The sequence below is a fragment of the Pseudarthrobacter siccitolerans genome, assembly GCF_030823375.1.
Taxonomy (GTDB): domain Bacteria; phylum Actinomycetota; class Actinomycetes; order Actinomycetales; family Micrococcaceae; genus Arthrobacter; species Arthrobacter siccitolerans_A.
The window spans coordinates 508,251-527,028 of record NZ_JAUSXB010000001.1 but is presented as its reverse complement, the minus strand read 5'-3'; the positions used below and the strand labels follow the sequence as shown (position 1 = coordinate 527,028).

The following is an 18,778-nucleotide window of genomic DNA, read 5'->3' as shown; positions in this document are numbered from 1 at the left end:
CCATCGAAGTACAGTTTCGAACTCTGGAGCCCTGGCGGCACTATGCTGGCCGACCTGGGCGGCCGGGCGCGTGGCCGCCACGTCGCCCTATCGCGTAACGAGGCTGAAGATATCCGCTGGACGCTCGACCGCAATCAGTTCCACAACTACTGCCGCCTGGCCGGGTTGGACCCTAATGCACTACTGGTCTCCAACAGCACGGAGGTGCGAATCCGGCGGGGCCAGACCTACCTGTGCGGTGGAAAGCTCCTGAAACGGCGCAAGCGAGTCACGCCGGATAGCCAAGAAATCGAGGCCAAGGCGACAGGCTTCCTCAACCTTTTCAAGCGCCGCTTCACTGATGCCGAGCGCATCTTCACCGGCGCCCAGGCCACGACCATCGCGGCAACCCTCATCACGGAATCTCAGGCCCAAGGCGCGAACTGGGACTTCGGCGTCACTATCGGGACGCTGGCCACCGTCGGCACGCATGACCGCACGTATCTTGATGACGAAATTAAGGATTCCTTGCAGCGACTGACCAGGGTTGCAGGTTGCCCCGTTCGACTTCGAGTTCACCTACAACAAGGTCTTCAACACCTACGCCGCCATAGGCTCCCAGCGGCCTGAGCTGGTGTTTGAGTTTCCCGGCAACATCCGTGGCTATGAGTTGGACGAGGACGGTTCGTACACTGCCAATCACCTCCGCGTCCTAGGCTCTGGTTCTGGCACGGAGGGCTCCGCCCGGGTCACGGTCGACGACCTCGAATCGCAGATCAGGTTCAAGGTGTTGGAAGCCAAGCTGCTGCAAAGCTCCGTGTCCGATACCGACACACTGACGGATAACGGAAACGCCGAACTGGCGGCGGTCAGCGCAGCCGTCGAAATCTTGACCATCCAGGTAAACGGGAATGTCGCTCCATATGTCACCGATTACAAAATCGGCGACTACGTGAAGGTGCTTATCCGCGAGGAAAACATCAACGCTATGTACCGGGTAGAGCGCATTGACCTGACAATTGATGAGAATGACGATGAGGATGTTCGGCTGTATCTCAGCCGCTAAGCGATATGATCAACCACGCAGAAAATACACCAGAAAAGCGCTTCATCAAAGAGCTGGCAGAAATGCGCAAGGAAATAGAAGCGCTGAAGTCGGCCCAACTCCTCGGCGCGGACAACATGAACATAGTGGAATCCTTGGGCGGCAGCCTGACGACGGTTTACACGGCGGGGATGGTCGGGGGAGTCATCTTCAACATGTACGCCGGAGTGAAGCGGCGATACCTCAGCGAGGTGAAGTGTACGTTCTACATCGACAACGACCTCAACCCGAACTATGCCTGGCCGTACGGGGCGAGCATCACACCAGGCATGTTGGATGTCAGCCAGCTATACGACCTGGCCCGCAGTGATGAGACCGGCGCGGGCAACAAGAGCTACGTCTACCGCATCGAGAACAAGACCGGCGTAAGCCATACCATCTACATGCATTTCCAGGTCGTTTATCCCGCTCAAGATTTATCACTTTAGGAGGCATATGAAGAAGCGAACTATAGTCCAAACCGCTGACGGCCCGGTCTTAGTCGAGCAAGAGCCCGGTATGAAACTGGAAGTCATTGGCATGATATCCGAGGCTGAAATCGAGACTACCGAAGAAGGCTGGGCAGATATGCATAAGAAGCTAAAGACAGGGAAGCTCGATTTTGCTACAGTCAAGAAAGAACAAAGTATAAGCAGGAAACCTAATTAGTGGCATCAAATGCAATCGGCGGCGGAGCGGTAGACGCTGAAGGTTTCCTGAAGTGGATGCTTCACCTGTATCGGCCTGGCTATACCCGCGCCCTCAACGTCACCCAACGAGCTGCCGGCGCCAACATGAGCGTCGACGTGAACATCGATTCCTCCTCCTACGGCGGGGCGCTGTTCGTGACTACCGCGGCGGTCCCTTACTTCGGCTATACCAACGCCATCATCAATTCGACCGTCACCACGGCTGACCCGACCAACCCGCGCAAAGACATCGTGGTGGCCTACATCGACCTTTCGCTAATCACGACCGGAACGACGAACAACTTGGGAGCCTTCAAGATCAAGGTGGTTCCCGGCACTGCTGCCGCCAGTCCCAGCGACCCATCAGGCGCCACTATCCAGGCCAGCGTCGGGGCGGGCAATCCTTACATCCAGCTCGCCCGCGTTTCCCTGACCGCCGCCCTGGGCAGCATCACCAACGCTGTCATCACTGACCTGCGGACGCCGGCGGCTAATGCAATGCCGTACTTGTGGGGTGGAGCGCTGAATACGGTGGGACATCTCGTACCAAACCAGGCCGACGGGACGGTGGTTACAACTACGGATACGGGGAGCGTCAGCACGGCCATGCTGGCCAACCTGGGGGTCACGAATGCCAAGCTCGCGGCCAACGCAGCCTGGACCAGCTACACGCCGACACTAACAAATATCACATTAGGAAATGGAACTCTGACCGGCAAATACCAGCAGATAGGCAAGACCGTCAACTTCCGAGTTTCCTTGATACTGGGCTCGACCAGTGCAATCTCTGGCGACCTAATTTTTAGCCTGCCCGTAACTTCGGCAGCCTACGCAGGAACTTCGGTAGCTCAGCCCCTAGGCCATGCAACTCTTCTGGATGCGGGAATCAGGGCTTATCAAGGCGAGGTCGAATGGGCCTCGACAACTACCTGCGCTATCAAAGTATTGGCGGCTGACGTGACTTACCTATATACGACGACCGCGTCCGCCGCAATTCCCTTTGCTTGGGCAACGGGAGACGAAATAGAGTTTAGCGGCACCTTCGAGGCCGCATAGGAAAGTCCAATGCCCAGCAACGTCGACATCACCCAGTTTGGTCAGCTCGGAGCCTTCGTCGTCATCGTCATGTTGTTCCTCAAGCATGAGCAGGCCGAGAACCAGCGCCGCGATGAGGCGCACAACAAACTGACCGCAGCCATCGACAAGCTCTCGGACAACTCCACTAAGCAGATTCAGTCTATAGACCGCAACACCATTGCCACCGACAAACTAGTAAGGTCCAGCGAAGTCACCGCCAGTGCCAGCAAAGAGACCCTCCAATTTATGAAAAACCTCAATGGCAGTTTGCGAAAGGCTGTTCAAGACCACAAAGAATAGCCCTCTTGTAATTCCTAGCCCAAGCTACATACTGAAATTACATAAGAGGATTAGCGCCATGCTTGGCCGGCGTCGCAAAAAAGATCAAGAAGCCCAGATGAACGAGCTGCTTCGTGTGCAGCGGCTTCAAGGTGAGGCTCACTCGGCCATCATGAATCAGGTCGCGGCCCTTGGCGCCAAGCTCGACGACATAAACCAGCGCATCTCTTTCTATAACCGGCCAAAGTCGTGACCCTGCAAGGTTTCATATACAGGTACACCGGGGTCGCTGGGGTTGGTAACACTCCTGAAAACAAGGGCGAGTGCGTCGGGCTAGTCCAAGTCTGGGACGAACTACGCGGCCTGCCGCATACCTGGGGCCACGCCAAGGATTTGCTCAACAATGCAGACCTGAACGCCTTCGATGTGTTCCTCAACAACCCAACGAACTATCCGCTACCGGGCGACGTGCTGTGCTTCAACGGCCGTTGGGGCGGAGGTTTCGGCCATACCGGCGTGATAGTTAGCGCGGATACCAACGGCTTCACCCTGTTCGAACAGAACAATCCTACGGGCAGCAAGCCCCGTCTTGTGGAGCACCCGAACTACTCGAACGTCCAAGGCTGGATGCGATCAAAAAATAATCAAGGAGGTGAAGAAGTGAACGAATCAGAATTAGCAGACCTACGGGAGTGGAAGGCCAGGGCAACCGCCCCAGGCGCAGTGATCATCCAGCAGGCAGTAATTGATGACCTGGTGCAGTGGAAGGAAACCGGCCTACGCCTTCAGACGGTAGTGGCTGACCTGACCGACCAAGCCCAGGCGCAGCAGAAGGCCATCGACGGCCTGACCAAACAGATAGAAACTCTCCAGAACGCACCAAAGCCCGCAGAAACCGTCCCAGTGCTTCAGCCGCCTACTTCTACCACCCCGGCTGCTCCCGCAGTTCCTGCGGCTCCCAGTGAGTCCAAGTGGGCAAATGTGGCCAAGCAGGTGCGCGACTTCTTCGGCACCACCGAAGGCCGGGCAGTTCTCGGCGTCGCCGCCACAGTGGTCACTCCCGTCGTCATGGCGCTGCAGAACTTCCAGACTGACAACGCTGTTTTGGCCGCCGCGGTCCTGGCCGCCGTGACTTTGCTCAATACCGTCAAAGACGCGCTCAACCCTAACGTTCCCAACAAATAAGGAGGTTACCATGGCCCTATCGCAGGAAGACATTAACCGCGTAAACGAAGAAATCAAAGCCAACGGCCTGTATAAGGCCTTCAAGCTGGTGTTTGATATCCTCAGCCGTCCGGTAATTGCTCTTCTCAACAAGTGGTTTCCGCGCTAAAGTCAAAAGCGGAGTTCAGTGTGAGTGCAGGTAAATCACCTAGCACGCTAGGTATCCAAATCAGCCGCCTTATCTGGGCGGCTTTTTTGTGCCCTTTTAACAGAAGCAATTTCGGCTCATAGTAATGGCGTCCCCACCCGCACATTGAAAGCTAGGAGCTGATAAATGGACCCTACTGAAACTCTCAGAGTGCTCCGCCAATGTATTGCCACCGAGCCCGATAACACCGAACGGATTGTCGAGCTTTTCGAAGCACTCGATACGTGGATCACCCGCGGCGGCTTCCTGCCCGCCCAATGGTCTGCCAGCGCCCGCGGCGGCTGGTAATTCCTCTCCCAAACAAACGGGGGAATTGAACCCCCCATCTCCAGGTAGGGACATCAATGTCCCAACCAAAGCGGCGCTTCCGTGCGCCCAAAAACAGATTGGAACTGGCATGGCCCACGAAGTAGAGAACATGATGTCCGTCCGCGAAATCCCGTGGCACGGACTTGGCAACGTCCTTCCCGCTTACCCGAAGTCCAAGCAGGAGCTGCTCGAAGCGGCCGGCTTGAACTGGGAAGTGGGGGAGTTGCCTGTAGAAGTACCGCTGCCCAACGGCGAACGCTTGATGGCCCTCGACAAGAAGGGCATCGTCCGGCTGTCGGATAACACGCTGCTGTCCATCATGGGCGGCACCTACACCCCGATTCAGCCACACCAGCTGGTCGACTTCGCTTTCAGTCTTCTCGACGTGACCCAAAAGGAGTTCGAGCAGGCAGAGGGAGAACCTCCCATCCTGTTCGAGACAGCAATGAGTCTGGCCGGCGGCCGAGTGAATACCCTGATGGCGAAAGTGCCCAAGGATATTCAAATCGGCGGCGCGGACCCGATTCACCTGTACCTGGGGTTTGTGAATTCTCACGACGGTAGCCTGCGCTTCGGTGTCCATGCGACCCCCATCCGGGAAGTCTGCATGAACACGCTCAACCTCGGCCTCAAAGCCGCGGTTCAGTCCTGGAGCGTCAAGCACACCGCTTCCGCGCTCAACTCCATTGATGAGGCCCGGCGCACGCTGAACCTCACTTGGAAGTACGCCGACGAGTTCGAGAGCCAGATGAACGATCTGCTCGACCAGGACTTCACCAAGCGCCAGTTTGAGGACATGGTTCGAAAGCTGTTCCCGAAGACCCCCAAGGAAACCGCCCCGTTCTCGCGGGAGCAGTACGCCATGATCGGTCTGCTGGAATCCTCACCGACCATCGATGACGGCCTGCGCTACACGAAGTACGGCGCTCTCAACGCTGTAGCGGAGTACCAGGACTGGAACACCCGCTACAACGAAGGTGACGTGTCCACGGAAGAAAAGCGCACCATGAACGTCCTGTTCGGCCGGGCCAAACAAGCCGCCGACAAGACCTTCGCCTACCTTGCCTGAATCCTTCGTCTGGCTTGATTGGCCGGGCGTATCTTGCCTGAAAGGGGTGAGTAGTAATGGCTGATAACTCAGAACTGCTGGACTGGGTGTCCCCGCGTAAGCAACGGGAAATCGACAATCAGGCCGCCTTCCTGCGCTTCCTTCTGGAGCGTGAAGACACTCCCGCTGAAGGGGGTGAGAAGTGATGAACGACTACGTTCCTCGGCCCCAGCCCGTCTACGACCCGCACTGGGTCATCAAGCGCGATCTCGGTAACATCATCGAGAAGTTGCGGACCAAAGAACCGACTGATGAGAACCGGGAATCCCTCGCTATTTATGAGGAGATTCTGCAAAGGTTCTCCACCTAAAAACGCCCGCCCCCAGCGATATGGGGGTTTTAACTTGGGTTAAACTGAAATCATAACGAGTATTTCAATGGCAATTCCCAAGCCTAAAAAACCAACCCGCACCACTCTAAAAGCGAAGTGCGACAAACTCGCTAGCGCCTACTACCGGAACCTCACGCCTTACTGTGAAGCAGCCGGTCTGGATTCCATCAGCTGCGGGGGAGGGCTCCAGTGGTGCCACATCTTCGGCCGCGCCATCCTGCATATGAGATACGAACCTTACAACAACCTCATCATGTGCGCCGGGCATCACCGTTGGTACGGGCTCCATCCCATCGAGTGGACGCGGATGCTGGAGAAGCACTACCCGGAACGCCTGGCGCTAGCGGAGTTCAACCGCTACAAGTTCAACGAGAAGCTCGACTACCAAGACTTTATCAACCGGTTCTCTGGCATTGCAGATTAACTTGATTAAGTTTTTGCTTAATGCGAATATGCGAGCAATTAACCGAGTAATAAACAATGGGACACATCCTCAACCTAAGCGAGGAGGCATTAGAAGTACTTGAAGCCGGAAAATTGGATGGATACTCCTACTACCTGCCGCAAGGTCAACTGACTCGCCAGTTGTACGTCGAAATCAACAAGATACTGGAGACGATTGGCGGTAAATGGGATCGCAAATCCGGTAGTCACATATTTTCTTCAGACCCTGAAGCGGCATTAGAACAAGCCTTAGATAGCGGTAGGCTCGCTGGTGGTGTCGTCGACGAAAAGAAGCTTTATCAGTTCTATGAAACGCCACAGGGACTAGCCCAGCGGGTGGTCGAAGAGGCTGCTATCGAGCCCGGCATGAGCGTTCTGGAACCTTCTGCCGGTCGCGGTGCCTTGCTTGAGCCCCTTGATCAAAGTGCCGTCGATCTGACTTGTGTAGAAATAGATTCCAAGCACAGCACCTACCTCAGTGAATCTGGCATCTCTTGCATCAATCAAGACTTCGTGAACTGGATGCCTGACCGTACCTATGACCGAATCATCATGAATCCACCCTTTACCCGCCAGCAAGATGTAGACCATGTGAGCAAAGCATTTCAGCTGCTCAAGCCGGCCGGCCGGCTAGTCGCCATCACGTCACCAGGTTGGCAGTTCCGAGACAACCGCAAGTCAACTGCGTTTCGGGAGTTGGTGGACAAGCATGGATGGTACGAGGACATCCCTGAAGGCACCTTCAAGACGAGCGGCACGATGATCCGTACGGTCCTGGTGGTTCTAGATCGGTGACCAAGAAGCGACCAGATGTTCCCCCAGAAGATGACCAAACACTGCTGCCTTTCCTAATCTAATTTCCTTCTTAATTGGGCTTCTTTTCTAACCGAAAGTTGAACTGACGGCGAGGGTGCAGCAACAGCATCCTGAAGTCATGAACAGCCTTCTACTTTCGGGAACAATTGCTTACTCGTACAGTCGCGGACTATCTGTCGTAGATACAAACTGGTCCAATATCAGGAGTGATCCTGAACTTGGCTGGCGTATTGCTTGCGCCTATTTATCAGCGCCCAACATTCTCACTCCTGAAGCTGCATATTCCTATGAGGCTCTGTGTGCCGAGATGTGGGATCAGTTCGAATACCTGACTTCGGTAATCGGCATAGAGGTTCGTGTCGTCGACGAAGACCCATACAGCCGGGCCAGCGAGCTCCATGCCGACTTGGACAAGGGCCTGCTACGTGTTTGGGCTACGGCCGCTGGCAATAATTCTCATCCTTACTTCTCGCATGACGCCAACGACGTGTTCCGAGCGGTGCATGACGCCTTCGGCCACGGCTCTATCGGGTCAAGCTTTGGCCCCAATGGCGAGGAGGCCGCCTGGGTAAAGCATTCCCAAATGTTTTCTCCGGCAGCTCAACCTGCGATGACAACCGAGACGAGGGGGCAGACATGCACGTTTCTGTATGGCAACGATGGGAAATTTTTCTCGGAGCAAAAAGCAATTCTGCTGCCGTCGGAGTTCTGGCCGTGAATCTAGATGAGGAGTGGATCGAAGAGCAGCTGGCTAAGGCCCCGCCGCTGTCACATGGACGCCGTCATCGGATTGCCGCTCTACTTAGTCTGTCCGCCACTGAATCTCGTAGTACTTACCTTCAAAGCGTTTCGGAGCCGTCACCGGCTTCGGTAACACGTCTATCTGCCACAGAACCTCCTGAAGAACTGCCCGCCGCCGGCTGAGGTTCATCGTCTTCCATTCATCCCTTACCCCAGCGCCGACCGGAGCTTGCATAGTCCGGCGGCGCTTTTCTGTGGCGCGCTGACTCCGAAGGTTGTTCACCACGGCTTCCTTGCGGGACTGAGCGGTGAAGAAGACGGCATCGGAGATACGGCCACCCGTCCACTCGTCGATGAGGGCGGAGAGAGATTGCTCGGCCTCAATAATTTCCCTGTCCAGTACGGATTCGCTGGAAACGTTACCTACGGGCTCCAGCTCCACTCGCTCAAGTCGTCGCAGCACCGTTTCCTCGATATGGGCGTCTAGCGCCTCGGCCTTGCGTCGAGTTCGTCCGCAGCCCCGGTCGTTGGGACAGCGGTACTCCGCGGCCCCCTTGGCGAACGCTCCGGTCATCTTGGCATTACAGGTACAGCGCAGGAACCCGCTGAGCAGATACTTGCGGTCTACCCGCCCGCCGTTGGCCTGACGGCTCTTATGCGTGAGCAGGCTTGTCAGCTGCTCCCAGGTCTCCACTGTCACTATCGGCTCCCAGATAGCTTTCACCGGCGAACCATCTTCAGCCAGCAGTACTGACCCCTTATAGGAGCGCAGCCCGGCGATGCGTGGATTGAGCAGGATGGATCGCAGAACGGTGCGGTTCCACCTCACGCTCTTTCCTGGCGTGGGGTACTGGCCGTCGAAGGACTTACAAACGGATATCAGGGTGTCGCCGGCGAGAATGCGCTCGGCCGCTTCCTGGATTACAGCCGCTTCCGCCGGCACTACGGTGACGTTGTCCCGCTCGTACCCATATGGCCGGTGACCACCACCCGCTACCTTGCCTTGTTGGGCGCGTTGGAGTTGAGCCCTGGCGACGCGGCGGGCAGTATCGGCGGAGGATTTGTTAGCTACATTCACCAGGAGTCGAGCCAGGAAGCGTCCGTCGGCGGTGGACAGGTCTATCTCGCCGGCCACGGTGGCAAATACCAGTCGGCGCTTGCTTTCGTACAGATCGATAAGCCGTTCCAGCTGTCTGGGCTGGCGGGCGATACGGTCCACGTCGTAACAGGCGACGCCCTGAATGGCTCCGGCTTCGAGGTCGGCCAGCAGCTCTTCCCAGGCCGGCCGGTCCACGGAACGCTTGTAGGCACTCAGGTTCTCATCGGCGTAGACTTTCGCCACTTCCCAGCCCAGTCGGGAGCAGAGCTTTTCCGAATCATGGCGCTGGCGTTCCATGCCCAGCCCGGTGCGCTCGTCGTCCAAGCTGATTCTGAGGTACACGCCGACCTTCATGATTCAAGGGTACGGCTAGGGCAGCCGGAAGGATAATGGTCTGGCGCAAGGAACATGGCCCGTTCAAGGCGGTCGAGGAACTGGACGCCATTGACGGCGTCGGCCCAAAAATGCTTGAAGCCCTGCTCCCGCTGGTAACCATATGAGGCGAAGGAAAATGCGATGAGGACCGCCGCAGCCCGGTGCTGGCATGGGTAACCGGACAGCCGGGACAGGGACGAGCCCGTGGAGCCGGTATATAGAATCTGCCGTTCGGGGCCATGCTGCTCCCGTGGAGGCGACGGGCCCAGGAGCAGGGGCGCACCCGGGAGCCGCGGACTCGTCGGGGACGCAGGAGTGCACTGCGGCGAGGCGGCGGACCCTCAAGCCCCCTGACGGCCGCAGCCCCAGTGAGGCCCTGCGGAGATACTGGGCCACGCAGTCCGTCCGCTTCAGCCCCGGCAAAACAAAGGCGGCCCAGGAAGCGGATACGGACGCAGATGAAGCTCCCCGCCGGCGCACTGACGTCCGGCTTGCCCTGCCCGCGGCCTGCGTCTGGGCTGCTGCCCTCGCCGGGCTCTGGCTGCATCCCCTGGCGCTGGCGGGCCTCTGCTGCGTTTTGCTGATGCTGGCGGCCGTGCTGCTGCACCGGACGTGGAAAGCCGGCAGGCTGCCAGTAGCGGGTACGCGGCGGAAACCTGCCCGGCGGAGCTTCCTGACCACCACTGCGGTTGCGCTCCTGCTGGCAGCCACCGCGGCAGCGCACTCGGCGGTCGCGTCCACCCAGCGCAACGAAGGCCCGCTGGCGGCAGCGATCTCGTCAGGCAAGTCGGTGGTGGCCGTGGTGGAGGTGGCAGGAGCGCCCCGAGCCTTGAATCCGCCGAACCAGGCGGGTACACCTCCACGCTGGTCGGTGGCTGTCTGGACCCGGGACGTCAGCACAGGAGGAGTCCTGCTACGCACCAGGGCCCAACTGATGGTGACGGGCGGCGGCGCCTGGGGAGCCGTCGTGCCGGGACAGCTGGTACGTGCCACCGGGAAACTCCGGCCCGCAGATCCCGGAAGGGAGGAAGCCGGGATGCTGACTGCATCGTCGGGACCAGGAAGGCCCACAGATTCTCCGGTCCTTCAGGAGTCAGCCAAGGAACTGCGGGAACGGTTTGTGGCCGCTGCGGCGTTCCTCGCCCCCGATCCGCGGGGACTTCTTCCCGGGATGGTCACCGGGGACACCAGCGCGTTAGACGAGGGCCTCGAGACCGCAATGAAAAGCGTCGGCATGACCCACTTGACCGCCGTCAGCGGGGCCAACTGCAGCCTAGTGCTCGGCGCACTCCTGCTCGCCTGCCGGCGGTTCCACCTGCCCCGGGTGCCTGCGGCAGCACTCGCCCTGGCCGGCCTTGGACTGTTTGTCCTGCTGGTGGGTCCGGACGCGAGCGTGCTCCGGGCAGCCCTGATGGGAGCCGTAGCGGTGGCGTCGCTGGCCGGTGGGCGGACCGGACGGGGACTGAGCTTCCTCTGCCTTGCCGTGATCGGCCTGCTGCTCATTGACCCGGGGCTGGGGTCGGGTTTCGGTTTCCTCCTGTCCGTTCTGGCCACGCTGGGGATTATCGTCCTTGGCCGGCGAATCATTGACTGGACGCCGTCAGCGATACCGCGCTGGGCAGCGGCGGCCATTGCAGTTCCCTTGTCCGCGCAACTGCTCTGCGGACCCGTGACGGTGGTGCTTCAACCGCAGTTTTCCACTTACTCGCTGCTGGCCAACGTGATGGCATCGCCCCTTGTGGCGCCAGTGACGCTGCTGGGAACCGCTGCCGTTCCCCTGGTGGTGCTCATCCCGTGGGCAGGAACCGTCCTGATCGCGGTGGCGGGTACCTTCAGCGCAGCAGTTGCAGCGACGGCTCGATTTGCGGCTCAGCTTCCTGGCGCGGCCCTGCCGTGGCCGGAAGGCGTCCCGGGACTGCTGAGCATGCTGTTCCTGTCCGTGCTGACGTTCGGAGCTGTCTGGGCAGCAGCCCGCCCATACCGGCTTCTCCGCTTGGTCATGGCTGCCCACCTGCAGACCATTGCCTTGATCGGACTACTGGAAAGATACGCGGCCCAGGCGCCGCGGCAACTTCATGGGGAGCCAAGGCCCGGGCGCGGACGGGGATTGCCGCAAAGGCGCAGTGCCGGCTTGGACCGGGCCGCGGGACATGGCAGGCTGGGATACTCCACCAAAATTTCCGGAAGGAAGCCCCGATGGCCGCTGCGCAGAAGCGTGCAACCCGTTCGCCGGCGTCGAATGGCCCCACCTGGCGGGACGTAACCCCCGCCGGCGTCGTCCTGGTGGGCGGGCCTGAAGAGTACCTGGGCATCAGGGCCATGGACCGTGTCCGCGCCCAGGTGCGGGCGGCGTCCCCTGACGTCGAAGTCAGCCGCATCAATGCCTCTTCCTACGAAGCCGGGACTTTGCTGATGCAGGTCAGCCCCTCCCTCTTTGGCGAAAGCAAGCTCATCGAGGTCGAGGCCGTGGAAGCGATGAACGACGCTTTCCTGGCTGACGCGTTAGCCTACCTTGGCCACCCGGAGCCGGATGCTGTCCTGGTACTGCGCCACGGCGGGGGAGCCCGGGGCAAGAAACTGCTCGACGCAGTTAAAAAGGGTGGCTGGCCCGTCGTGGACTGCCAGCCCCTGAAAAAGGACGCGGACAAAGTGGCTTTTGTGGCGTCCGAATTCAAGGCCGGCGGGCGGCGGATCGAACCGGACGCCGTGCAGGCGCTGGTCAATGCCGTCGGGGCGAATCTTTCCGAACTGGCCGCGGCCTGCAGCCAGCTCATCGCCGACGCCGGAACGACGGTTACCACCGACATCGTCGACCGCTACTACGGCGGCCGGATCGAAGCCACAGCCTTCAAGGTGGCCGATGCCGCCATGGCAGGAAACGGCCCGCTGGCGCTCTCCACCCTTCGCCACGCACTGGCGACGGGAGCAGATCCCGTTCCGCTGGTGGCGGCGCTGGCCGCCAAGCTCCGAACCGTGGCGCGCGTTGCTGGCGCTTCCGGCTCGTCGGCACAGATCGCGGCAGAGCTCGGGATGCAGCCGTGGCTGGTTGAACAGGCGCAGCGCGATGTCCGGCGGTGGACGCCGGAAGGCCTCGTGCGCTCCATCCAGGCAACCGCCGAGGCTGACGCCCAGGTCAAAGGACTGGCCCGGGACCCCGTTTATGCGGTGGAACAAGCGGTGAGAATCATCGCGATGTCCGTGCAAGGAAGGTAGCTCGGCAACCCTTTCGGCAAGCGGGACAGCACTTCGGTATAGGGTCGGCGGTATGGCGCTGCGACTTGTGCAAGTGAATTTCAAAACTGGCGATGACTCGGCGCTTGGCCGGTTTTGGGCGTATGCGCTGGGCTGGGGCGTATCCAGCGAAGGGCCCGGCGTGACCAATGTGGAACCCCTGGACTTTGCCTGGCCGGACCCCGCGGCTGTCTGCGTCGATGTGGTCACCGTCCCGGACCCCGAGACCGTGCGGTACCGCGCGCATCTCGATCTGAACACCACCTCCCGGGCCCATCATGCCGAACTGGTGGCGCACCTCCTGCAGCTCGGCGCGACGCCCGCCGACCTAGGCAAGGGTGATACACGCAGGGACAGTGTTGGCCATGTGCCGTCGACAGTTCTGGCCGATCCGGAGGGCAACCTGTTCCGCGTTCTGGGCCCCCGGTCACTCTATCGGGACACCGGACCGATCGCGGCGGTGGTGGTCAGCTGCACGGATCCACGGGCGATGGCCCGGTTCTGGGGCGGGGCGACGGACTGGACCCTGCATGAGGTGAACGACGACTCTGCGAGGCTCCGGTCCGCCAAGGGGGTGGGGCCGTATCTTGAGTTCCACAGCACCCCGCCATTGGAGACCGAGTGGGGTCGTGTCCATCTGGACCTGATGCCGTACCCCGGTGATGATCACTCAGCAGAGGTGGACCGGCTGCGGGCCCTGGGTGCCACCGACGTCGACCTCGGCCAGGGCAATGTGCCGTGGGTGTGTCTTGCCGACCCGGAAGGCAATGATTTCTGCGTCCTCACCCCGGGCTGACTCAGCCACTTGGGGCGAGGACGGTATTAAAGATGTGTGGCCGGCACCAAACGGCACCGGCCACAACCATCAGTTCAAGCGAACTGGAAACCTTACAGTGCGTTGACCTTCTTGGAGATCGCCGACTTGCGGTTCGCTGCGTTGTTCTTGTGCAGGACACCCTTGCTAACAGCCTTGTCCAGCTTGCGGCTGGCAGCAACCAGGGCAGCAGCAGCTGCATCCTTGTCCGTGGACTCAACGGCGGTGTTGACGGCGCGGATGGCCGTCTTCAGCTCGGACTTGACTGCGTTGTTGCGCAGGCGTGCCTTCTCGTTGGTGAGGATGCGCTTCTTCTGGGACTTGATATTCGCCACGTGTGAACTCTCTTTTTAATGCGGAAATGGTCTAGAGGGCTTTCAGATTGGCCATTGACTGAGCGGCGTGGGGATACCTATGGCGGCCAACCATCAGTGGCCGTCGACCTGCACGGACACACAGCTATAAAGAATAGCAGGTCAGGCGCATGGCTGGCCATTTGGGGGACCTAGCTCCAGCCGTGTCGCCGGTGCAGTCCCGCCGCCACCTTTTCAAAGCGCTCACGGTCCAGCACGGCGCCTTCCCTGCGGATGCTGTCCGGGCGCAACTGCAGGATGCGGTCCAGCCGGGCTTCACTCGGCCGGCCCTGCCGGTCCCAGGCCCCGGCGCCGAGGTCCAAATAGTCCCGGGATACCGCCGACGCCGGCACCCGGTCTTTGCTGGTGAGCATCAGTCCCAGAAGGTAGCCGCCGTTGCGGCCCACGACGAGCACCGGGCGGTCCTTGCCGCGGGTGAAGTCCTCCTCGTAGGGGACCCATGCCCACACCACCTCACCCGGGTCCGGTTCGCCGTCCGGCTGCGGCGCGTAACGGGGACTAAAGCCTCCGCTGTAATCTCCCGGGTACCGATGGCCCTGGTACTGGCCAGCCGGGTCCCCTCCGTCCCGGTCCCTGCCGCCGGGGATGGAACGGCCCCGCCTAGGGCGCCCGGTTTGCGCCGCAGTGCCAATGCCGGTGCCCGCCCCGCGCAGTAGGCGCAGGCCGGCTTTGACAGCGTTTCCCAGGGAGCGAAGGTTGATTGCCATTCCGCAACCCTATCCCCGGCGTGCTTTCCGGCGGCGGGCTCCAAGCCGCCGCCGAATGCGGTGACAGGGGCCAGGACGTGGGACACTGGAGGTTCCAAGATGTGCGGCCGACCGCAAGGGCCTACGTTGTGCCCTCGCGAAGCCGCGTGAATGCCAACAGTAAGGACCCTGCGTGTCTCCCATGGCCCGCACCGCCCCGGTGCCCGCCGCGACAGATCCGGCCATCATTCGGAACTTCTGCATCATCGCGCATATTGACCACGGCAAGTCCACCCTGGCCGACCGCATGCTGCAGTTCACCGGCGTCGTTCAGTCCCGCGACATGAAGGCCCAGTACCTGGATCGCATGGACATCGAACGTGAGCGCGGCATCACCATCAAATCCCAGGCTGTCCGCATGCCCTGGGAACTCGAGGGCACCAGTTACGCACTGAACATGATCGACACTCCCGGCCACGTGGATTTCACCTACGAGGTCTCCCGCTCGCTCGCGGCCTGCGAAGGAGCAATCCTCCTGGTCGACGCAGCGCAGGGTATCGAGGCCCAGACCCTCGCCAACCTGTACCTGGCGATGGAAAATAACCTCACCATCATCCCGGTCTTGAACAAGATCGACCTCCCGGCGGCCCAGCCCGAGAAGTACGCCGCGGAACTGGCGAGCCTGATCGGCGGGGACCCGGAGGACGTACTGCGGGTCTCGGGCAAGACCGGCATGGGCGTTGAGGCCCTGCTGGACAAGATCGTCCGCGATCTGCCGGCCCCGGAGGGCGATGCAAATGCCCCCGCCCGTGCCATGATCTTCGACTCTGTCTATGACACCTACCGCGGCGTGGTCACCTACGTCCGCGTGGTGGATGGCATGCTGCACCCCCGCGAACGCATCCAGATGATGTCCACCCGGGCAACCCATGAACTCCTCGAGATCGGGGTGAGCTCCCCGGAGCCCACGCCGTCCAAGGGCCTGGGTGTTGGCGAAGTAGGCTACCTCATTACCGGCGTGAAGGACGTCCGCCTGTCCAAGGTCGGCGATACCGTCACCAACCTCGCCAAGCCGGCTTCTGATTCGCTCCCCGGCTACGCCGACGCCAAGCCAATGGTCTTCTCCGGCCTGTATCCGCTGGACGGCACCGACTACCCGGTGCTGCGCGATGCACTCGAGAAGCTGATGCTCAACGATGCCGCGCTGGTCTATGAGCCAGAGACTTCCGCTGCACTGGGCTTCGGCTTCCGCGTAGGCTTCCTCGGACTGCTCCACCTGGAAATCACCCGCGAGCGGCTCGAACGTGAATACAACCTGGACCTGATCTCCACCGCCCCCAACGTGGAGTACGAGGTCACGCTGGAGGACAAGAAGGTGGTCCATGTGACCAACCCCAGCGAATACCCCTCGGGCAAGATCTCCGAGGTCCGCGAACCCATGGTGTCCGCCACCATCCTGGCCCCGAACGAATTCGTCGGCGCCATCATGGAACTGTGCCAGAGCCGCCGCGGTGTGATGGGCGGCATGGACTACCTGTCCGAGGACCGGGTGGAAATCCGCTACCGCCTACCCCTGGCCGAGATCGTGTTCGACTTCTTCGACATCCTCAAGTCCAAGACCCGTGGCTACGGTTCCCTGGACTGGAAGGCCGACGGCGAGCAGGTTGCCGACCTCGTGAAGGTGGACATCATGCTCCAGGGTGAGCAGGTGGATGCCTTCTCCGCCATCACCCACCGCGACAAGGCTTACTCCTACGGCGTCATGATGACCACCAAGCTGCGCGAGCTTATTCCACGGCAGCAGTTCGAGGTGCCCATCCAGGCCGCCATCGGGTCCAGGATCATCGCCCGCGAAAGCATCCGCGCCATCCGCAAGGACGTCCTGGCCAAGTGCTACGGCGGTGACATCTCCCGTAAGCGCAAACTGCTGGAGAAGCAGAAGGAAGGCAAGAAGCGCATGAAGATGGTGGGCCGGGTCGAGGTCCCCCAGGAAGCCTTCATCGCCGCCCTCACTACCGACGAATCCAAGGACAAGGCCAAGAAGTAGTGATCACAGCGTCCGGCAACACCGGAGGCCCCAGCAATGCCTAGCACTCTTCCCCTCGGCGACCCGGCGCCGTCGGACGGTCTGCTGCCCGCCCAGGCAGTGGACGGTTCGGCGGACCGGGCGTTCGGCCTGTATGTTCACATTCCGTTCTGCGCCGTGCGCTGCGGCTACTGCGATTTCAACACCTATACGGCTACAGAACTGGGCGGCGGGGCGTCCCAGGACGCCTACGCTGGCACCGCTGCATCCGAGGTGACGATGGCAGCGAAGGTCCTCTCGGCGTCGGGCCTTCCTCCCCGCAAGTTGAGCACGGTGTTCTTCGGCGGGGGCACGCCCACGCTGCTTCCCGCGGAAGACCTTGCCGTGATCCTGCGGACGGCCATCGAGCAGTGGGGCATTGACGACGGCGCCGAGGTCACCACGGAAGCGAATCCGGACTCGGTCACCCCGGAATCCCTCGCGGTTCTGAAGGACGCAGGATTTACCCGCGTCTCCTTCGGCATGCAGTCCGCCGTCCCGCATGTCCTCAAAGTCCTGGACCGTACGCACACCCCAAGTCGCGTTCCCCAAGTAGTCCGCTGGGCACGGGAAGCCGGGCTGGCCGTGAGCCTGGACCTGATTTACGGAACGCCGGGCGAGTCTCTCGCGGACTGGCGCCACTCCCTGGAAACCGCCCTGTCCTACGAGCCCGACCACATCAGTGCCTACGCCCTGATTGTGGAGGACGGCACCAAACTCGCGGCCCAGATCCGCCGTGGTGAAGTCCCTGGCATTGATGACGATGACCACGCCGACAAGTATGAGCTTGCCGACCAGTTGATCACGGAAGCCGGCCTGGGCTGGTACGAGGTCAGCAACTGGGCCCGCACGCCGGAGCAGGCCTGCCGCCATAACCTCGCCTACTGGCGCGGCGATGACTGGTGGGGGATCGGGCCCGGTGCGCACTCCCACGTAGGCGGCGTCCGCTGGTGGAACGTCAAGCACCCCACGGCCTACGCCGGCCGCCTGGCCCAGGGTCTCTCGCCTGCTGCAGGCCGGGAAACGCTGGACCCGGAAACCCGGAACGTGGAGCGGGTGATGCTTGAGGCACGGCTGCACTCCGGGCTGGCAGTGTCCACGCTCGGTGCAGACGGCAGGCATGAGGTGGCCGGCCTGATCGCAGACGGCCTGGTGGAGCCGGCGGCAGCATTCCGGGGGCGGCTTGTCCTCACCCTCAAAGGCAGGTTGCTGGCCGATGCGGTGGTCCGCAGGGTCCTTCCGGACTGATCGTCCAACCCCGGCCTTGAAGCAGGCCCTGACGGGGTCGCTTCAGATCCGGCGTCCCGGTATCAAGGAACAGTTCGTTGCCGGCGGCAAGCGTGACGTGCGGCCGGTTGCTCGGAGCGGTGTGCGCGGCGAGGCTCGGCAGCCCGGCGTCGGCTAGCCCCGCCGCGGGGTGGGCCCACGCCGGCAGAGTTCCCTGGCCGAAGCGAAGCGAGGCTAGGGTGCCGGTGGGGACTACTTGATCCAGCGGAGGTTGTACTGGTACCGGTGCGGCTGCCCGCGGTTCACATGGATGCCGGCCGCCACGGAGAAGCAGGTCAGGGCAATCCAGATCAGCGTGGCGAGCACGGCAAAGATGTTGCCCACCACAGGCACAAACACCAGGATGTTGGCCACGACGGCAGCGATGGTGGGCGGCAGGCTGAAGTTCAGCGCTTCCTTGGACTCCTGGGCGGTGAAGGGGCCGCGGTCGCGGAAGATCAGGAAGATCAGGAGCGCAGGAACACAGCCCAGGATCCCGCCGAAGTGCGAGAGCGTGGCCCACTGCCTGTCCTCGCTGGCCGTCAGCGGCAGCGCATTCGCCGGGACGCCATGGTACTCCGAACGGCCCTGGCCGCCCTGGCTGTCCCTGTGATCACGTGCGTTTTCTGCCACAGTCTG

Annotated in this window: 25 protein-coding genes and 1 pseudogene; 22 read left to right on the top strand and 4 right to left on the bottom strand. The window is 61.2% G+C overall.

The window, feature by feature from the left end; genetic code table 11:
* Positions 1-42 precede the first annotated feature (42 nt).
* The 16 genes from QFZ36_RS02480 (at position 43) to QFZ36_RS02405 (ending at position 8,206) form a co-directional block, all read left to right on the top strand.
* Complete coding sequence (locus QFZ36_RS02480) at positions 43-609, top strand: hypothetical protein (RefSeq protein ID WP_306633641.1); 567 nt, start codon at positions 43-45, stop codon at positions 607-609.
* Positions 527-1,045 (top strand): Gp37-like protein, encoded by a 519-nt coding sequence (locus tag QFZ36_RS02475; RefSeq protein WP_306633640.1) that lies wholly within the window; start codon positions 527-529, stop codon positions 1,043-1,045. Before QFZ36_RS02480 ends, QFZ36_RS02475 begins: the two co-directional genes overlap by 83 nt.
* 5 nt (positions 1,046-1,050) lie before the next feature.
* Entirely contained in the window at positions 1,051-1,512 is a 462-nt protein-coding gene (locus tag QFZ36_RS02470; RefSeq protein ID WP_306633639.1) for a hypothetical protein, read from the top strand.
* 7 nt (positions 1,513-1,519) lie between these two features.
* Positions 1,520-1,732: a hypothetical protein gene (locus tag QFZ36_RS02465; RefSeq protein ID WP_306633637.1), complete on the top strand. Its 213-nt coding sequence runs from the start codon at positions 1,520-1,522 to the stop codon at positions 1,730-1,732.
* Positions 1,732-2,808: a hypothetical protein gene (locus tag QFZ36_RS02460; RefSeq protein ID WP_306633635.1), complete on the top strand. Its 1,077-nt coding sequence runs from the start codon at positions 1,732-1,734 to the stop codon at positions 2,806-2,808. Before QFZ36_RS02465 ends, QFZ36_RS02460 begins: the two co-directional genes overlap by 1 nt.
* A gap of 9 nt (positions 2,809-2,817) precedes the next feature.
* Positions 2,818-3,129, top strand: coding sequence for a hypothetical protein (locus QFZ36_RS02455; protein ID WP_306633632.1), 312 nt, complete (start codon positions 2,818-2,820; stop codon positions 3,127-3,129).
* Positions 3,130-3,226: 97 nt separating this feature from the next.
* Positions 3,227-3,361: a hypothetical protein gene (locus QFZ36_RS02450; RefSeq protein WP_306633630.1), complete on the top strand. Its 135-nt coding sequence runs from the start codon at positions 3,227-3,229 to the stop codon at positions 3,359-3,361.
* On the top strand, positions 3,358-4,293 hold the full coding sequence (locus QFZ36_RS02445) for a CHAP domain-containing protein (protein WP_306633628.1): 936 nt from the start codon (positions 3,358-3,360) through the stop codon (positions 4,291-4,293). The genes QFZ36_RS02450 and QFZ36_RS02445 overlap by 4 nt, the downstream gene beginning before the upstream one ends.
* A gap of 10 nt (positions 4,294-4,303) precedes the next feature.
* Entirely contained in the window at positions 4,304-4,441 is a 138-nt protein-coding gene (locus QFZ36_RS02440; protein ID WP_306633626.1) for a hypothetical protein, read from the top strand.
* Between the two features lie 165 nt (positions 4,442-4,606).
* Complete coding sequence (locus QFZ36_RS02435; protein ID WP_306633624.1) at positions 4,607-4,768, top strand: hypothetical protein; 162 nt, start codon at positions 4,607-4,609, stop codon at positions 4,766-4,768.
* Positions 4,769-4,877: 109 nt separating this feature from the next.
* Positions 4,878-5,858: a DUF932 domain-containing protein gene (locus QFZ36_RS02430; protein WP_306633622.1), complete on the top strand. Its 981-nt coding sequence runs from the start codon at positions 4,878-4,880 to the stop codon at positions 5,856-5,858.
* Positions 5,859-5,914: 56 nt separating this feature from the next.
* Positions 5,915-6,043 (top strand): hypothetical protein, encoded by a 129-nt coding sequence (locus tag QFZ36_RS02425; RefSeq protein ID WP_306633620.1) that lies wholly within the window; start codon positions 5,915-5,917, stop codon positions 6,041-6,043.
* Positions 6,040-6,207 (top strand): hypothetical protein, encoded by a 168-nt coding sequence (locus QFZ36_RS02420; protein ID WP_306633618.1) that lies wholly within the window; start codon positions 6,040-6,042, stop codon positions 6,205-6,207. Before QFZ36_RS02425 ends, QFZ36_RS02420 begins: the two co-directional genes overlap by 4 nt.
* Before the next feature lie 67 nt (positions 6,208-6,274).
* On the top strand, positions 6,275-6,652 hold the full coding sequence (locus QFZ36_RS02415) for a hypothetical protein (RefSeq protein ID WP_306633616.1): 378 nt from the start codon (positions 6,275-6,277) through the stop codon (positions 6,650-6,652).
* A gap of 56 nt (positions 6,653-6,708) precedes the next feature.
* Positions 6,709-7,467 carry an rRNA adenine N-6-methyltransferase family protein gene (locus QFZ36_RS02410; protein ID WP_306633614.1) on the top strand — a complete coding sequence of 253 codons (759 nt, stop codon included), beginning with the start codon at positions 6,709-6,711 and terminating at the stop codon, positions 7,465-7,467.
* A gap of 139 nt (positions 7,468-7,606) precedes the next feature.
* Positions 7,607-8,206 carry a hypothetical protein gene (locus tag QFZ36_RS02405; RefSeq protein WP_306633612.1) on the top strand — a complete coding sequence of 200 codons (600 nt, stop codon included), beginning with the start codon at positions 7,607-7,609 and terminating at the stop codon, positions 8,204-8,206.
* 84 nt (positions 8,207-8,290) lie between these two features.
* Here the strand turns inward: QFZ36_RS02405 and QFZ36_RS02400 are convergent, their stop codons facing one another.
* A complete protein-coding gene (locus QFZ36_RS02400; protein ID WP_306633609.1) occupies positions 8,291-9,682 on the bottom strand; it encodes a recombinase family protein in 1,392 nt (463 codons plus the stop codon).
* Positions 9,683-9,705: 23 nt separating this feature from the next.
* Between QFZ36_RS02400 and QFZ36_RS02395 the strand changes: the two are divergent.
* The 4 genes and pseudogenes from QFZ36_RS02395 to QFZ36_RS02380 form a co-directional block, all read left to right on the top strand.
* Positions 9,706-9,828, top strand: a pseudogene (locus QFZ36_RS02395) (ComEA family DNA-binding protein); the annotation flags it as partial.
* Between the two features lie 125 nt (positions 9,829-9,953).
* Complete coding sequence (locus QFZ36_RS02390) at positions 9,954-11,966, top strand: ComEC/Rec2 family competence protein (protein ID WP_306633606.1); 2,013 nt, start codon at positions 9,954-9,956, stop codon at positions 11,964-11,966.
* On the top strand, positions 11,900-12,916 hold the full coding sequence (gene holA, locus QFZ36_RS02385) for a DNA polymerase III subunit delta (protein ID WP_306633605.1): 1,017 nt from the start codon (positions 11,900-11,902) through the stop codon (positions 12,914-12,916). The genes QFZ36_RS02390 and holA overlap by 67 nt, the downstream gene beginning before the upstream one ends.
* A gap of 52 nt (positions 12,917-12,968) precedes the next feature.
* A complete protein-coding gene (locus QFZ36_RS02380; RefSeq protein ID WP_306633604.1) occupies positions 12,969-13,730 on the top strand; it encodes a VOC family protein in 762 nt (253 codons plus the stop codon).
* Positions 13,731-13,822: 92 nt separating this feature from the next.
* Here the strand turns inward: QFZ36_RS02380 and rpsT are convergent, their stop codons facing one another.
* Both rpsT and QFZ36_RS02370 read right to left on the bottom strand, forming a co-directional pair.
* Positions 13,823-14,083 carry a 30S ribosomal protein S20 gene (gene rpsT, locus QFZ36_RS02375; RefSeq protein WP_011692086.1) on the bottom strand — a complete coding sequence of 87 codons (261 nt, stop codon included), beginning with the start codon at positions 14,081-14,083 and terminating at the stop codon, positions 13,823-13,825.
* 170 nt (positions 14,084-14,253) lie between these two features.
* The gene (locus QFZ36_RS02370) at positions 14,254-14,829 is read right to left on the bottom strand and encodes a type II toxin-antitoxin system PemK/MazF family toxin (RefSeq protein WP_306633602.1); all 576 of its coding nucleotides are present in this window, start codon (positions 14,827-14,829) and stop codon (positions 14,254-14,256) included.
* 172 nt (positions 14,830-15,001) lie between these two features.
* Between QFZ36_RS02370 and lepA the strand changes: the two genes are divergently transcribed.
* Together lepA and hemW are read left to right on the top strand one after the other, a co-directional pair.
* Positions 15,002-16,855 (top strand): translation elongation factor 4, encoded by a 1,854-nt coding sequence (gene lepA, locus QFZ36_RS02365; RefSeq protein WP_306633601.1) that lies wholly within the window; start codon positions 15,002-15,004, stop codon positions 16,853-16,855.
* 36 nt (positions 16,856-16,891) lie between these two features.
* Positions 16,892-18,121 (top strand): radical SAM family heme chaperone HemW, encoded by a 1,230-nt coding sequence (gene hemW / locus QFZ36_RS02360; RefSeq protein ID WP_306633600.1) that lies wholly within the window; start codon positions 16,892-16,894, stop codon positions 18,119-18,121.
* A 231-nt stretch (positions 18,122-18,352) separates the two neighbouring features.
* Here the strand turns inward: hemW and QFZ36_RS02355 are convergent, their stop codons facing one another.
* Positions 18,353-18,772 (bottom strand): DUF4870 domain-containing protein, encoded by a 420-nt coding sequence (locus QFZ36_RS02355; RefSeq protein WP_306633598.1) that lies wholly within the window; start codon positions 18,770-18,772, stop codon positions 18,353-18,355.
* Between the last annotated feature and the right edge of the window lie 6 nt (positions 18,773-18,778).